At 71.3% G+C, this 14,113-nt stretch carries 11 protein-coding genes; 4 read left to right on the forward strand and 7 right to left on the reverse strand.

Annotation, left to right across the window (positions count from 1 at the left end; genetic code table 11):
- Positions 1 to 62: 62 nt before the first annotated feature.
- The 3 genes from ACIP5K_RS33185 to ACIP5K_RS33195 all read right to left on the reverse strand — a co-directional run bounded on the left by ACIP5K_RS33185 (position 63) and on the right by ACIP5K_RS33195 (position 4,655).
- On the reverse strand, positions 63 to 2,009 hold the full coding sequence (locus tag ACIP5K_RS33185; protein WP_401415627.1) for a substrate-binding domain-containing protein: 1,947 nt from the start codon (positions 2,007 to 2,009) through the stop codon (positions 63 to 65).
- Positions 1,996 to 3,585 carry a sugar ABC transporter ATP-binding protein gene (locus ACIP5K_RS33190; RefSeq protein ID WP_401415629.1) on the reverse strand — a complete coding sequence of 530 codons (1,590 nt, stop codon included), beginning with the start codon at positions 3,583 to 3,585 and terminating at the stop codon, positions 1,996 to 1,998. The genes ACIP5K_RS33185 and ACIP5K_RS33190 overlap by 14 nt, the downstream gene beginning before the upstream one ends.
- A 74-nt stretch (positions 3,586 to 3,659) precedes the next feature.
- Positions 3,660 to 4,655 carry a LacI family DNA-binding transcriptional regulator gene (locus ACIP5K_RS33195; protein WP_401415631.1) on the reverse strand — a complete coding sequence of 332 codons (996 nt, stop codon included), beginning with the start codon at positions 4,653 to 4,655 and terminating at the stop codon, positions 3,660 to 3,662.
- Between the two features lie 215 nt (positions 4,656 to 4,870).
- Between ACIP5K_RS33195 and ACIP5K_RS33200 the strand changes: the two genes are divergently transcribed.
- Positions 4,871 to 5,452, forward strand: coding sequence for a hypothetical protein (locus ACIP5K_RS33200; protein WP_401415633.1), 582 nt, complete (start codon positions 4,871 to 4,873; stop codon positions 5,450 to 5,452).
- 379 nt (positions 5,453 to 5,831) lie between these two features.
- Here the strand turns inward: ACIP5K_RS33200 and ACIP5K_RS33205 are convergent, their stop codons facing one another.
- On the reverse strand, positions 5,832 to 6,527 hold the full coding sequence (locus ACIP5K_RS33205) for a DUF5701 family protein (protein WP_401415634.1): 696 nt from the start codon (positions 6,525 to 6,527) through the stop codon (positions 5,832 to 5,834).
- Between the two features lie 159 nt (positions 6,528 to 6,686).
- Positions 6,687 to 6,908: a DUF4287 domain-containing protein gene (locus ACIP5K_RS33210; protein WP_401415636.1), complete on the reverse strand. Its 222-nt coding sequence runs from the start codon at positions 6,906 to 6,908 to the stop codon at positions 6,687 to 6,689.
- Positions 6,909 to 7,071: 163 nt separating this feature from the next.
- Here ACIP5K_RS33210 and ACIP5K_RS33215 point away from each other — a divergent pair, with 163 nt between their 5' ends.
- The gene (locus ACIP5K_RS33215; RefSeq protein ID WP_401415639.1) at positions 7,072 to 9,327 is read left to right on the forward strand and encodes an ATP-dependent RecD-like DNA helicase; all 2,256 of its coding nucleotides are present in this window, start codon (positions 7,072 to 7,074) and stop codon (positions 9,325 to 9,327) included.
- A 186-nt stretch (positions 9,328 to 9,513) separates the two neighbouring features.
- Complete coding sequence (locus tag ACIP5K_RS33220; RefSeq protein ID WP_401415640.1) at positions 9,514 to 10,833, forward strand: citrate synthase; 1,320 nt, start codon at positions 9,514 to 9,516, stop codon at positions 10,831 to 10,833.
- A 569-nt stretch (positions 10,834 to 11,402) separates the two neighbouring features.
- On the opposite strand, the gene ACIP5K_RS33225 is transcribed toward ACIP5K_RS33220, so the two are convergent.
- Both ACIP5K_RS33225 and ACIP5K_RS33230 read right to left on the reverse strand, forming a co-directional pair.
- Positions 11,403 to 11,711, reverse strand: a complete 309-nt coding sequence (locus ACIP5K_RS33225; protein WP_401415643.1) for a heavy-metal-associated domain-containing protein — start codon at positions 11,709 to 11,711, stop codon at positions 11,403 to 11,405.
- A gap of 77 nt (positions 11,712 to 11,788) precedes the next feature.
- Positions 11,789 to 12,733: a PrsW family intramembrane metalloprotease gene (locus ACIP5K_RS33230; RefSeq protein ID WP_401415645.1), complete on the reverse strand. Its 945-nt coding sequence runs from the start codon at positions 12,731 to 12,733 to the stop codon at positions 11,789 to 11,791.
- Between the two features lie 74 nt (positions 12,734 to 12,807).
- On the opposite strand from ACIP5K_RS33230, the gene ACIP5K_RS33235 reads away from it, so the two are divergent.
- Positions 12,808 to 14,025 (forward strand): cation:proton antiporter, encoded by a 1,218-nt coding sequence (locus ACIP5K_RS33235; RefSeq protein WP_401415648.1) that lies wholly within the window; start codon positions 12,808 to 12,810, stop codon positions 14,023 to 14,025.
- The last annotated feature ends 88 nt before the right edge of the window (positions 14,026 to 14,113 follow it).

Below are 14,113 nucleotides of genomic sequence, written 5' to 3' on the forward strand. Positions count from 1 at the left end.
CGGACGCCGTACACAGGTCGTCGTGCACCCGTCTTCGTGCGGGCACCCGTCTTCGTGCGGGCTCAGTGGAAGTCTGCCGCGTTCTTCGAGGTCACGACCTTCACCGGCACCTTCACCGCCGGATCGATCCGCTCGTCGTGGGCGGCCCGCACGGCGTTGCGCACGGCGATCTCGCCCAGTTCGCGCGGCTGCTGCGCCACCGAGGCGTACATGGTGCCCGCCTCGACCGCCTTGATGCCGTCGGCCTCGCCGTCGAAGCCGATGACCGGCACCGACTTCCCGGCCTTGGCGCCGAGCGCCTTGACCGCGCCCAGCGCCATCTCGTCGTTGGCGGCGATGACGCCCTGGACGTCGGGGTGCGCCTGGAGCAGGTTCGACATCACGTCGAGGCCCTTGGTGCGGTCGAAGTCGGCGGGCTGCTGGGCCAGGACCTCGATACCCGGGTACTGCTTCAGGCCCTTGGCGAAGCCCGCCGCACGCTCGCGCGCGGCCGACGTCCCCGCCTGCCCCTGAAGAATGACGATCTTCCCCTTGCCGCCCAGCTTCTCGGCCATCGTGCGCGCGGAGAGCACCCCGCCCGCGACGTTGTCGGAGGCGACGAGCGTGGCGACCTTGCCCTTCTCCACACCGCGGTCGACGGCGACGACCGGCATGCCGGCCCTGTTCGCCGCGGCCACCGAGTTGCTCGCGGCGGCCGAGTCGACCGGGTTGAGGACGATCGCGTCGAGGCTGGAGCTGGTGAAGTTCTGCAACTGGTTCGCCTGCTGCGAGGCGTCGTTCTGCGCGTCGGTGACCGTCAGGTCCACGCCGAGCCGCTTCGCCTCGGCCTGCGCGCCGGACCGGATCTGCACGAAGAACGGGTTGTTGAGGGTGGACAGCGACAGCCCCACCTTCGGCCTGTCGGACGCCGCCGTGCCGCCGTGCAGGAAGGAGGTGGCGCCGACGATCGCGACGGTGACCACGGCCGCCAGCCCGTACGTCGCCGCCTGCCTGCCCCGGTGCCCACCGCCGCCGGAGGTCACCGGCGTGGCCCCGGCCTTGCGGCGCAGCGTGTCGAGGAGCACGGCGAGCGCGATGACGACACCGATGACGACCTGCTGCCAGAAGGCCGACACCGACAGGAGGTTGAGGCCGTTGCGCAGCACCGCGAGGATCAGCGCGCCGATCAGCGTGCCCGACGCCTTGCCCGTGCCGCCGGCCAGCGAGGCGCCGCCGATGACGACGGCGGCGATCGCGTCCAGCTCGTAGCCGTCGGCGGCCTGCGGCTGCGCCGAGGAGAGCCGGGAGGCGAGCACGATGCCCGCGGCGGCGGCGAACAGGCCCGACAGCGCGTAGATGACGAGCTTCTGCTTCTTCACGCGGAGCCCGGACAGCCGGGCGGCCTCCTCGTTGCCGCCGATCGCGTACATGGCCCGGCCGATGTACGTACGGCCGAGGACGACGGCCGCGATCAGACCCATCACGACCATCACGAGCACCGGCACCGGCAGCCAGCCGCCGAGCGTGTCGCCGAGGTGCGAGACCGAGTCGGGGAACGGGATCGGAGAGCCGTCGGAGAGCACCAGCGCCAGGCCGCGCCCCACCGACAGCATCGCGAGCGTCGCGATGAACGGCGGCAGCTTCCCGTACGCGATGAGGAAGCCGTTGACGAGACCGGCCACGACGCCCGTCGCGACGGCGAGCACCAGCGCGAGGACGACCGGCACGCCGTGCTGCGTGGCGCTCCACGCCAGCACGGTCGCCGACAGGGCCGCCACCGAACCGACCGACAGGTCGATGCCCGCGGCGACGATCACGAAGGTGACGCCGAAGGCGAGGATGGCGGTCACGGCCGCCTGCACACCGATGTTCAGCAGATTGTCGGTGGTCAGGAAGTCCCCGGACAGCGCCGACAGCGCGATGACGAGGACGATCAGCGCGGTCAGCGCGCCGTTGTCGAGCAGCAGCCTGCGCAGCTGCGCGGCACCACCGGTGCCCGGCTTGCTCTTGAGCGTGTCAGTGGCGGCCACGGCCGGCCTCCTTGTCGGTCGTTGTGGTGCTGGTGGTGCTGGCAGTACTGGTGGGGGTGGTGGCGTCGGTGGCGCCCACGGTGCTCTTGGTGCTGACGGCGAGGGCCATCACGGCGTCCTGGGTGGCGTCGTCGGCGGCGAGTTCACCGGCGATCCGGCCCTGCGCCATGACCAGCACGCGGTCGCTCATCCCGAGGACCTCCGGCAGATCGCTGGAGATCATCAGGACGGCGTGCCCGGCGGCGGTCAGTTCGTTGACGAGCTGGTAGATCTCGACCTTGGCGCCGACGTCGATGCCGCGCGTCGGCTCGTCGAGGATCAGCACCCTGATGTCGGCGAGCAGCCACTTGCCGATGACGACCTTCTGCTGGTTGCCGCCGGACAGCGTGCGCACGTGCTGGCCGAGCCCCGCCATCCGCACCCCCAGCTGGGCGGCGATGCGCGCGGCGGCGGTGTGCTGGCCCCTGCGGTCCACGAACCCGCCGCGGGTGGCGGCGCGCAGGGTCACGAGCCCCAGGTTCTCCTCGACCGACTGGTCGAGCACCAGACCCTGCCCCTTGCGGTCCTCGGGCACGAGCCCGACGCCCGCGGCCATGGCGGCGTTCACGTCGTGCCGCGGCAGCGCCACGCCCGCGACCTCCACCGAACCCCGGTCGTACGGGTCGGCGCCGAACACCGCCCGCACCACCTCGGTGCGCCCGGCGCCGACGAGCCCGGCGATGCCGACGACCTCACCGGCCCGCACCTCGAAGGACACGTCGTGGAAGACGCCGTCGCGGGTCAGCCCCTCGACCTTGAGCAGGGCGCTCCCGGCGCCGTCCGGCCGCTCACGCGGGTACTGCTGCTCGATCGAGCGCCCCACCATGAGCCGGACCAGCTCGTCCTCGGGCGTCGACGCGGGCACCTGGCCCACACTGCGCCCGTCCCGGATCACCGTCACCCGGTCCCCGAGGGCGGCGATCTCCTCCAGGTGGTGGGTGATGAACACGATGCCGACGCCGTCCTCGCGCAGCGCGCGCACGATGGCGAACAGCTTGTCGACCTCCTCCGAGGTCAGCACGGCGGTCGGCTCGTCCATGATCAGGACGCGCGCGTCGAGACTCAGCGCCTTGGCGATCTCCACCATCTGGAGCCGGGCGATGCCGAGTTCCCGCACGCGCGCGCGGGGCGACACGTTCACGCCCACGCGCGCGAGCAGCTTCTCGGCGTCGGCCTCCATCCGCCCGCGGTCGACGAGACCGAAGCGGCGCGGCTGGCGGCCCAGGAAGATGTTCTCGGCGACGGTCAGGTCGGGGACGAGGTTGAACTCCTGGTAGATGGTCGCGATCCCGAGCTTCTCGGCGTCCTGCGCACCGTGGATACGGACCTGCTCGCCGCCCGCGAGGATGCGGCCCTCGTCGGGGGTGTAGGCGCCGGAGAGCATCTTGATCAGCGTGCTCTTCCCGGCACCGTTCTCGCCGAGCAGGACGTGCACCTCCCCGCGGCGCAGGTCGAAGTCGACGCTGTCGAGCGCGACGACACCGGGGAAGGTCTTCCGTATCCCTTCGATACGCAGCAACTCGTCGGAGCTGCTCATCCGTTGCTCCTCTCCATTGAGGTTCGCGGTTGTGGGCATGGTGCGGGTGACGCGGTGGCCGTCACCGGTGGTGCTCAGGCGGGGGCGCCGCAGGAACGGCGCACGACGAGAGCGGCGGGCAGGGTGACCGAGGCGGGGGCGCGCCCCTCGATCCGGTCCACCAGGGCCCGCACGGCGGCCCGTCCCAGCGCGCCGGTCGGCTGGGCGATCGCCGTGATCGGCGGATCGGTGTGCACGAACCAGCGGATGTCGTCGAACGCGGCGAGCGCGATGTCGTCGGGGACGCGCAGCCCGCGCGCGCGGATCGCGTCCAGCGCGCCGAGCGCCATCAGGTTGTCGGCGGCGAAGACGACCTGGGGCGGCTCGGGCAGGTCGAGGAAGCCCTCGGTGACCCGGCGCCCGCTCTCCGCCTGGAAGTCGCCCTGCCCGATGTAGGCGTCCGGCAGTTCGATCTCGTACGAGGCGAGCGCCTCCCGGAAGGCGTCGACGCGCTCGCTGCCGGTGGTCGTGGCGGCCGGGCCCGCGATGATCGCGAGCCGCCGGTGCCCGAGCCCGTGCAGGTGCGCCACGAGGTCGCGCACGGCCGCGCGCCCGTCGGAGCGCACGACCGGCACGTCCACGCCCGCGATCCAGCGGTCGACGAAGACCATGGGGGTGCCGGAGCGGGCGGCGTCCAGCATCAGCGGGGAGCCGCCGTCGGTGGGGGAGACCAGCAGCCCGTCGATCCGCCGGTCGAGGAGGGTGCGCACGTGGTGGTCCTGGAGGTCGGGGCGCTCGTCGGCGTTCCCGATGATCACGCTGTAGCCGAGGGCCCGCGCCGCCTCCTCCACGGACCGGGCCAGCTCGCCGAAGTACGGGTTGAGCACGTCGCTGATGACCAGGCCGAGCGTGCGGGTCTGGTCGGTGCGCAGGGAGCGGGCCACGGCGTTGGGCCGGTAGGCCAGCGACTCCACGGCGGCCAGCACGCGCGCCCGGGCGTCCGGGCTCACGGACGGGTGGCTGTTGAGGACCCGGGAGACCGTGGCGACGGAGACCCCGGCCGCGGCCGCGACGTCCTTGATGCTTGCCATGGGGGCCACCTCCTTGTGGCTGGCGGGTGTGCGTGGAATCGATTACATCGACCTCTGAGAGGGATTGGAATCGATTACACGGGGAGCTGGCAACCCCCGTTCCGGTTCTCGTGACCGGATCGTGATGGGAGCGGGGGAGATGTCGGTGCGGCGTGCGAAGGTGGGAAGCCGGACGAAAGCCGGCAGCCCCGCCCCAGGAGAGGGAGCACAGGATCGTGAACCACGCGCAGCTCACCGCACTCGGCCGCGCCCTGCGCGTGCTCGGGGAGCACGGCGAGAAGCTGACCGCCGACACCCCGGACGACATGCTCCACGAGGTGCGGGGCGACCTGATGCGCGCGCTCGACCAGCTCGACGACGCGACGACGGGCCAGAAGCCGGCGACCCGCTGCAAGGAGCATCCGTACGGCCCGGTCGAGACGTCCGCGCCGGATCTGTGCCTGCTGTGCGAGACCCGCCGCCGCAAGGCCCACCGCTCCCAGATCTCGGGGGACTACGGCACCCCGGCGTCCCGCCCGACCGCCGACCGCCCGGTCCTCTCGCGCTACGGCACCCGCGAGGACCGCCCCCAGCCCCAGCAGCGCTGGATCCCGGAGTTGTGGAACGGCCAGGTGTGGCAGCTGTGCGGCACCCCCCGCCACGACCGCCGCGAGGCGGATCTCTACCTGGCGGCCCAGCGCCGCCGCCCCGACGCCGCGATGGCCTACCGCCTGGTCCACGAGTTCACGGACTACGAGGTGGTGCGGGTATGGGGCACGCCGGTGCGGGTGGACCCGGAGCCGATGGGCGGCATCTAGGCCCTTGCGCCACGCGCGGGGACGGCGCGCTCAGCCAGGACGAAAGCGAAACTCACCCACCGGGGGTTCGGGGCACCCTGCGAGGGGCGCGGGGAACTGCGCGCTCAACCACGACGAGAGCCGCACTTACCCACCGGGGGTTCGGGCACCCCCTGAGGGGCGCGGGGAACGGCGCGCTCAGCCACGACGAGACCCGCACCCACCCCCCGGGGGTTCGGGCACCCCCTGAGGGGCGCGGGGAACGGCGCGCTCAGCCACGACGAGACCCGCACCCGCCCACCGGGAGTCCGGGGCACCCCCTGAGGGGCGCGGGGACCTAAGCACGCAGCCACGGCGCGGTAGTGCACCGCGCGGCGCGCCACCGCGCATTCGGGAACGATCAGCGGACCCGCCCCGCGGCGGAGCCGAACCCCAGCCACGTGTGCCGGTTCCCCGCCCAGCACCATCCGATCTTCGCGGCGCCCCGCCGCTCCCGCCCGTCGCGCCCCGTGCCGTTGCTGATCCAGATGGCGGGGGTCCGCGCGTCCAGCGACCCGTTCGCCCTGCGCAGCCGCGAGCCGATCGTCATGAAGCAGTGATTGCGCTCCAGGGCCGCCGGCTGCTGGAGCACCCAGTGGAGGCCCTCGGTGAGCAGCAGCGGGGTGCGCCCGCGCCCGACGAGGGCCGAAAGCGCCTCGTCCGGGCTCCAGTTGGCCATCTCGTCGCCCCGGTCCGGACGGTCGACGAGGTAGAGCGGCGCGTCGGGCAGGTCCGTGACGGCGTCGGCCGGCGCGAAGAGGTCGACGTCCGTCATGTCGACCACGACGAACCCGGGCCGTCCGTCGCGGCGCAGCAGCGGCGCGAGCGCGGACGCGGGCGCCCGGTCCGGGTGTACGGCGAGCAGGACATTCTCCCGCCCGGCGTCCTCGGCGCTCCTGGCGAAGTCCCGCACCGCGTCGGCGCCGAGCCCCGCGATCTCGTGGACGCCGAGCTCCACCAGCCGCTCGGCCTGGGCGGTCGGCGACGGCAGCGGAGGCACGACGGCGCCGGGGGCGCGGTCGGACGCGGGGGCAGGGACGGGGACGCTGTCGGACACAGAACTCCCTCGGGCGGGGCGAGTACGGCGGACGTGCCCCCAACGGCCGGCCACCCCCGCGAGTTCCCCGCCCCCCCCCCCGCGAGTTCCCCGCCCTCCCGCGCGGCACCCGCCCCACGGCGCTCACCCCGGGGCCCACACCGGTGGCCCCCACCGCGCTCACCCCTCCGCGCGCGCCTCGGCGAGAGTGTGGGCGACCAGCGCGTTCGCGTGCCCGTGACCGAGGCCGTGCTCGGTCTTGAGCCAGCCCACCAGCTCCATGTGCTTGCTGAGCGGCGAGGAACGGATGAGGTCCTGCCAGTACGCGATCGGCTGTCCGTACTTCTTCTCGATGGACGGGAAGTAGCTGGCGGGGCCCTTGACGGCGGGGGTGGTGGCCATGGCGGCGCTCCTGTCTCGGTCGCGATGCGTTGCGGTCCTGTCTTTTTGACCGGCCGGCGGCGCCGAACTCATCGCCCGTGCGGGTGACTTGGATCACGTGGCCGAAGCGGCGGCCGTCACCGGGCCCTCCCGCGCTGTCGGTGCCCGGCGCTACCGTCGGATCATGACCGATCAAGCGGCGGGGGCGCGCCCCATGGCGGTGCTCGAAGGGGTCCTGGAGCGGATCACGTACGCGAACGAGGAGACGGGGTACACGGTCGCGCGCGTCGACACCGGCAGAGGCGCGGGCGACCTGCTGACCGTCGTCGGGTCGCTGCTCGGCGCGCAGGCGGGGGAGTCGCTGCGCATGGAGGGCCGCTGGGGCTCCCACCCGCAGTACGGCAAGCAGTTCACCGTGGAGAACTACTCGACGGTGCTGCCCGCCACCATCCAGGGCATCCGCCGCTATCTCGGCTCCGGCCTGGTCAAGGGCATCGGACCGGTCTTCGCCGACCGGATCACGCGGCACTTCGGGCTCGACACCCTCGACATCATCGAGCAGGAGCCGAAGCGGCTCATCGAGGTGCCGGGGCTCGGCCCGAAGCGGACGAAGAAGATCGCCGACGCGTGGGAGGAGCAGAAGGCCATCAAGGAGGTCATGGTCTTCCTCCAGTCGGTCGGCGTCTCCACCTCCATCGCCGTACGCATCTACAAGAAGTACGGGGACGCCTCGATCGGCGTCGTGAAGAACCGGCCGTACCGGCTCGCCGCCGACGTCTGGGGCATCGGCTTCCTCACCGCCGACCGCATCGCCCAGTCCGTCGGCATCCCGCACGACAGCCCCGAGCGGGTCAAGGCCGGACTCCAGTACGCGCTGTCGCAGTCCACCGACCAGGGCCACTGCTTCCTGCCCGAGGAGCGGTTGATCGCCGACGCGGTGAAACTGCTCCAGGTCGACACCGGGCTCGTGATCGAGTGCCTGGCCGAACTGACCGGGCCCGACCCGGACTCCGGCGAGGTCGGCGTCGTGCGCGAGCAGGTGCCCGGGGAGCACGGGGAGCCGGTCACCGCCGTCTACCTCGTCCCCTTCCACCGGGCCGAGCTCTCCCTCTCCGCGCAGCTGCTGCGCCTGCTGCGCACCGACGCCGACCGGCTGCCCGCCTTCCGGGACGTCGGCTGGGACAAGGCGCTGGCCTGGCTCGCCGACCGGACCGGGGCGACGCTCGCCCCCGAGCAGGAGGCGGCCGTCCGGCTGGCGCTGACCCGGAAGGTCGCCGTGCTGACCGGCGGACCGGGCTGCGGCAAGTCGTTCACCGTGCGGTCCGTCGTGGAGCTGGCCCGCGCGAAGAAGGCGAAGGTGGTGCTCGCCGCGCCGACCGGGCGCGCCGCCAAGCGGCTCGCCGAGCTGACCGGCGCCGAGGCGTCCACCGTCCACCGGCTCCTCGAACTCAAGCCGGGCGGCGACGCCGCGTACGACAAGGACCGGCCGCTCGACGCCGATCTCGTCGTGGTCGACGAGGCGTCCATGCTCGACCTGCTCCTCGCGAACAAGCTGGTCAAGGCCGTGCCGCCGGGCGCCCACCTGCTCTTCGTCGGTGACGTGGACCAGCTGCCGAGCGTCGGCGCGGGCGAGGTGCTGCGCGACATGCTCAGCGACGGCAGCCCCGTGCCCGCCGTCCGCCTCACCCGCATCTTCCGCCAGGCCCAGGAATCCGGTGTCGTCACCAACGCGCACCGCATCAACTCCGGTGTGCCCCCGCTGACCCAGGGCCTGAAGGACTTCTTCCTCTTCGTGGAGGAGGACACCGAGGAGACGGGCCGGCTCACCGTCGACGTCGTCGCGCGCCGCATCCCGGCCCGCTTCGGCCTCGACCCGCGGCGGGACGTCCAGGTGCTGGCTCCCATGCACCGCGGCCCGGCCGGCGCCGGGAACCTGAACGCGCTGCTCCAGCAGGCCGTCACCCCCGCCCGCCCCGACCTGCCCGAGAAGCGGTTCGGCGGCCGGGTCTTCCGCGTCGGCGACAAGGTCACCCAGATCCGCAACAACTACGAGAAGGGGGCGAACGGCGTCTTCAACGGCACGGTGGGCGTCGTCACCGCCCTCGACACCGACGAGCAGAAGCTGACCGTCCTGACGGACGAGGACGAGACGGTGGAGTACGAGTTCGACGAACTGGACGAGCTGGCCCACGCGTACGCCGTCACCATCCACCGCTCGCAGGGCAGCGAGTACCCCTGCGTGGTGATCCCGGTGACCATGAGCGCCTGGATGATGCTCCAGCGCAATCTCCTCTATACGGCGGTCACCCGGGCGAAGAAGCTGGTCGTACTGGTCGGGTCGAGGAAGGCGCTGGCGCAGGCGGTGCGCACGGTTTCGGCGGGAAGACGCTGTACAGCGCTGGATTTCCGGCTGGCGGGCACGACTCTTCAAAAGGTTTGATCGATCAAACGAGTCGGAAACGTCACAGGGCACTTCCGGAACCAGGGTGATAGGGGGCAGGATGGGCAGGCTGGAGGCACTGAGTGCCGCCAAACAGTCCAATGGACGACCCCGAGTGCACTCTGCTGGGCCAAGTGGGGGATGGTAGAGACAGTCAGGGCACCTCGAAGAAGAGGCACTACGTCGGTGAGGGATGACGTGAGCGAGAACAGCACGAATGCTGACAAAGCTGTAGTACTGCGGTACGGCGACGGCGAGTACACCTACCCGGTGATCGACAGCACCGTCGGCGACAAGGGCTTCGACATCGGGAAGCTCCGGGCGCAGACGGGCCTGGTGACCCTCGACAGCGGATACGGCAACACCGCGGCCTACAAGTCCGCGATCACCTATCTGGACGGCGAAGAGGGCATCCTTCGCTACCGCGGCTACCCGATCGAGCAGCTGGCCGAGCGCTCCACCTTCGTGGAGGTGGCCTACCTGCTGATCAACGGCGAGCTTCCCACCGTGGACGAGCTCTCCACCTTCAAGAACGAGATCACGCAGCACACCCTGCTGCACGAGGACGTCAAGCGGTTCTACGACGGGTTCCCGCGCGACGCCCACCCGATGGCCATGCTGTCGTCGGTCGTCTCGGCGCTGTCCACCTTCTACCAGGACAGCCACAACCCGTTCGACGAGAAGCAGCGCCACCTCTCGACGATCCGCCTGCTCGCCAAGCTCCCGACCATCGCCGCGTACGCGTACAAGAAGTCGCAGGGCCACCCGGTGGTCTACCCGCGCAACGACCTCGGCTACGTCGAGAACTTCCTGCGCATGACGTTCTCCGTGCCGGCCGCCGAGTACGAGCTGGACCCGGTCGTCGTCTCCGCGCTGGACAAGCTCCTCATCCTGCACGCGGACCACGAGCAGAACTGTTCGACGTCCACCGTGCGTCTGGTCGGCTCCTCGCAGGCCAACATGTTCGCGTCGATCTCGGCGGGCATCTCGGCCCTCTGGGGTCCGCTGCACGGCGGTGCCAACCAGTCGGTCCTGGAGATGCTGGAAGGCATCCAGGCCGCCGGCGGCGACGTCGACACCTTCATCCGCAAGGTGAAGAACAAGGAAGACGGCGTGAAGCTCATGGGCTTCGGGCACCGCGTCTACAAGAACTTCGACCCCCGGGCGAAGATCATCAAGGCGGCGGCGCACGACGTCCTCTCCGCGCTCGGCAAGTCCGACGAGCTGCTGGACATCGCGCTGAAGCTGGAGGAGCACGCGCTGGCCGACGACTACTTCGTCGAGCGCAAGCTCTACCCGAACGTCGACTTCTACACCGGCCTGATCTACCGGGCCATGGGCTTCCCCACCGAGATGTTCACGGTGCTCTTCGCGCTGGGCCGCCTCCCGGGCTGGATCGCCCAGTGGCACGAGATGATCAAGGAGCCCGGGTCGCGCATCGGCCGCCCGCGCCAGATCTACACGGGCGTCGTCGAGCGCGACTTCGTGCCGGTCGAGCAGCGCTAGGCACTCCGTCGGAGCCGCGAGGGCTCCGGGGTAGTAGAAAGCGCCCCGCTGTCAGTCCCCCCACGGGCCGACAGTCGGGGCGCTTTCCTTTTCCCGGTTCGGATTCCCCCCACGGGATCCGGCCGGGCGTCTGTGTGTGCGTCGGTCGCCGAAGCACGTACGCACGGGATGGGCCGCTCAAGCTTTCCCGGTGCACGTGCCCCGGCCAACGCATCCGGGTCCGTCCCCCAAGACGAGCCCGCTCGATACGGAAACGCCCCCCAAGACGTTTCTGCATCGCCTCCTTAGACTCACGAGACCTGCAAAGGGTTACGTTCGGATCGGTGTGATCTGCGTCTCTTGCATATGTCCCGTGCGTGCGCAAGAGGACCGATATGGGGATACCGGCCTCCCGCGTGGGAGTGCTGCAATTGTGCCGTGTGGATTGTGTGGAGGTCCAGGCGTAACTAGGTGAACTTGCGAAGTCGAAGGCTGTTTGTGACCACAAACACGGATGAGACCGCCAAAGCGGTCTCCGTGGTCGCCGCTCGCGCGGCCGTCCGCGCCCCTCGCGGGGCGCGGCGCTCGGGTCAGGCCCGGCCGATCAGCTCGTAACCGGCCTCGTCGACCGCGGCGCGGACCGCCTCCTCGTCCAGCGGGGCCGCGGAGACGACCGTGACCCGGCCGGTGGCGGCGGCCGCCGTCACCGAGGCGACGCCCTCCAGCTCGGACAGCTCGCCCGCCACCGCGCCCTCGCAGTGGCCGCACGTCATGCCCTTGACCTCGTAGACCGCGGTGACGGCGCCCTCGGTGGCGGGGGCCTGCGAGTGGCAGGCGCCGCCGCAGCAGGAGCCGGCCGGCTCGGCGTCGATCTGCGGAAGCTCGGTGTGGGCGCTCATGTCGTTCTCCTGGAGGGGCGTGGAGTAGCGGACGCCAGGTACCCCCGGCATCGTCTGACGTGCCCGACCCTATACCCCTAGGGGGTATTTTTCCAAGAAGGGTCGCGCCGCGCCAGTGAGCGCGCCCAGGAGAGTGCGAAGAGCGAGATCACGACGAGCCCGCCGATCGAGAACAGGGTGAAGAGGTGCTTCTGCGCGTCGGTCGGCTGCGGCAGGTAGCCCTCCGCGAACAGGCTGCGGTCCAGGCCCGTGGCGGTCAGCCGGACCACCAGCCACAGGGCGATGCCGTGCATCGAGTCCCACAGGGCGTGCAGCAGGGAGACGCCCAGATAGGTGAGGACCACCGGGGCGGCGAAGCGGTAGCGCCCGTCCGGCCGGCGGAAGGAGAGCAGCACCGCGCCGGAGATCGCCGTCCACAGCCCGTGGCCGAACGGCGCGAGCAGCCCGCGCAGCACCTCCGTCTCCAGGAGCGAGCGCAGGTCGATGCCCTTCATGGTGACCGCCGCGTTGAACGCGTAGCCGGCGCTCTCGAACGCCGCGAAGCCGAAGCCGACCGTGGCGCCCAGGACCAGTCCGGCCCGCAGCCCGCTGACGCGCGGATGGCGGTGGAGCACGTACATCAGCGCGGCGAGCTTCACCGCCTCCTCGATCAGGCCGACGCCGACGAACATCCATACGGAGGGGTGCAGGAGGTAGTACTCCATGACCGAGGCGCCGAGCACGCCGAGGATGCCGCCGATGAGGAAGCAGCCCAGGATCAGGTTCACGCCCAGGTCGCGGCCGTGCCGCTCGTACGCCCACAGGACGAAGACCGCCGGCACCAGGAAGCTGCCGAGCAGGATCAGGGTGGGCAGCAGGGTGGTGTTCTTCGTGGCGTACGTGACCACCGCGGTCAGCAGCCACAGGGCCAGGCCGCCCCACAGGCAGCGGCGCCAGAGCCCGGCGCGGATCCGCGGGCCTACCGGTGACGGCTGCTGGGGGATCCGCGCCTGCGGTGCCCCGGAGGGCTGGTGGTTCGCCACGGTGGTCCTCCGACTTCCCCGCAACTGACGGTGCGTATGGGTGATTTGTCGGAATTCTATGGTAGACAGCCGCTATGTCGCAGCCCGGGACGCTCATTCTGATCATGGCCATCGCGGTCCTGGCCCCGCTCCTGGCCTACGGCGTGGGGCGCTGGCTGCCCGTTCCGCTGGTGATCTTCGAGATCCTGCTGGGCATCCTGGCCGGCCCCGACGCCCTCGGCTGGGCCTCCGGATCCGGGGCGGTCGTCGACACCCTGTCCGACCTCGGGCTCGCCATGCTGATCTTCCTCGCCGGGTACGAGATCGACTTCGACAGGATCCGCGGCGGCACCCTCCAGCGGTCCCTCTGGTCCTGGGCCGTCTCGCTCGTCGTCGGCCTCGGGCTCGGCGTCGCGCTCGCCGGCTGGTCGTACGCGCGCGGGGTCTACGTGGGAACGGCCCTCACCAGCACCGCCCTGGGCACCATCCTCCCCGTCCTGCGCGACGCCGGGGACCTGCACTCGCGGTTCGGTTCGGTGCTGATGGCGTTCGGCGCCGTCGGCGAGTTCGGGCCGATCATCGCCATGGCGCTGCTGCTCAGCGGGCGCTCACCGCTCGACTCGGCGCTCCTCCTGCTGGCCTTCGCCGCGCTCACCGCCCTGGCCGTGCTGTGGGCGATGCGGCCGCGGCCCCCGTGGTTCTCCCGGGTCATCGCGAAGACCCTGCACAGCAGCGGACAGTTCGCGGTACGGCTCGTGGTGCTGCTGCTCGCCCTGATGCTCGGCCTCTCCCAGGTGCTCGGGGTGGACACGCTGCTCGGCGCGTTCGCCGCCGGGATGATCGTCCGCCTGGTGCTGCACGGCGCCGCGCCCGACAGCGCCGACGAGGTGGTCGGCAAGGTGGAGGCGATGGGCTTCGGCTTCCTGGTGCCGCTCTTCTTCGTCGTCACCGGCATCGAATTCGACCTGAGAGCGCTGCTCGACGGCGGCACCGCGCTGCTCCTGCTGCCGGTCTTCCTCGTCCTGTTCCTGTGCGTACGCGGCCTGCCGGTCTACTTCTGCGCCCCCGCCGACCTGACCGGCCGCGACCGCCTCGCCCTCACCTTCTTCTCCTCCACCGCGCTGCCGCTCGTCGTCGCCATCACCACCATCGGCGTGCAGGACGGCGCGCTGCCCACGGACGTCGCGGCGGCGCTGGTCGGCGCCGCGATGGTGTCCGTCCTGGTGTTCCCGCTGATCGGGCTGAAGCTGCGGGCCGGCGCGGGGGAGCGGGCGCGGCCGCGGGGGCCGGTGAAGGGGGCCGAATCGTGGTGAGCCCGCGCCCGGCGGGGGCTTGTGCGGACGGGGTGCGTGGCGTGGGGTGGCGGGAGTGAAGATCATCGGCTGACGGGAGGGCGGACAC

Origin of the sequence: Streptomyces sp. NPDC088785 (assembly GCF_044750685.1) — a bacterium.
Lineage (GTDB): Bacteria > Actinomycetota > Actinomycetes > Streptomycetales > Streptomycetaceae > Streptomyces.

What these genes read in the sequence shown, in the direction of transcription:
- ACIP5K_RS33215 (WP_401415639.1), top strand. Translation starts at nt 7,072, where the DNA reads ATGACCGATCAAGCGGCGGGGGCGCGCCCCATGGCGGTGCTCGAAGGG.
- ACIP5K_RS33210 (WP_401415636.1), bottom strand. Translation starts at nt 6,908, where the DNA reads ATGGCCACCACCCCCGCCGTCAAGGGCCCCGCCAGCTACTTCCCGTCC.
- ACIP5K_RS33195 (WP_401415631.1), bottom strand. Translation starts at nt 4,655, where the DNA reads ATGGCAAGCATCAAGGACGTCGCGGCCGCGGCCGGGGTCTCCGTCGCC.
- ACIP5K_RS33235 (WP_401415648.1), top strand. Translation starts at nt 12,808, where the DNA reads ATGTCGCAGCCCGGGACGCTCATTCTGATCATGGCCATCGCGGTCCTG.
- ACIP5K_RS33190 (WP_401415629.1), bottom strand. Translation starts at nt 3,585, where the DNA reads ATGAGCAGCTCCGACGAGTTGCTGCGTATCGAAGGGATACGGAAGACC.
- ACIP5K_RS33225 (WP_401415643.1), bottom strand. Translation starts at nt 11,711, where the DNA reads ATGAGCGCCCACACCGAGCTTCCGCAGATCGACGCCGAGCCGGCCGGC.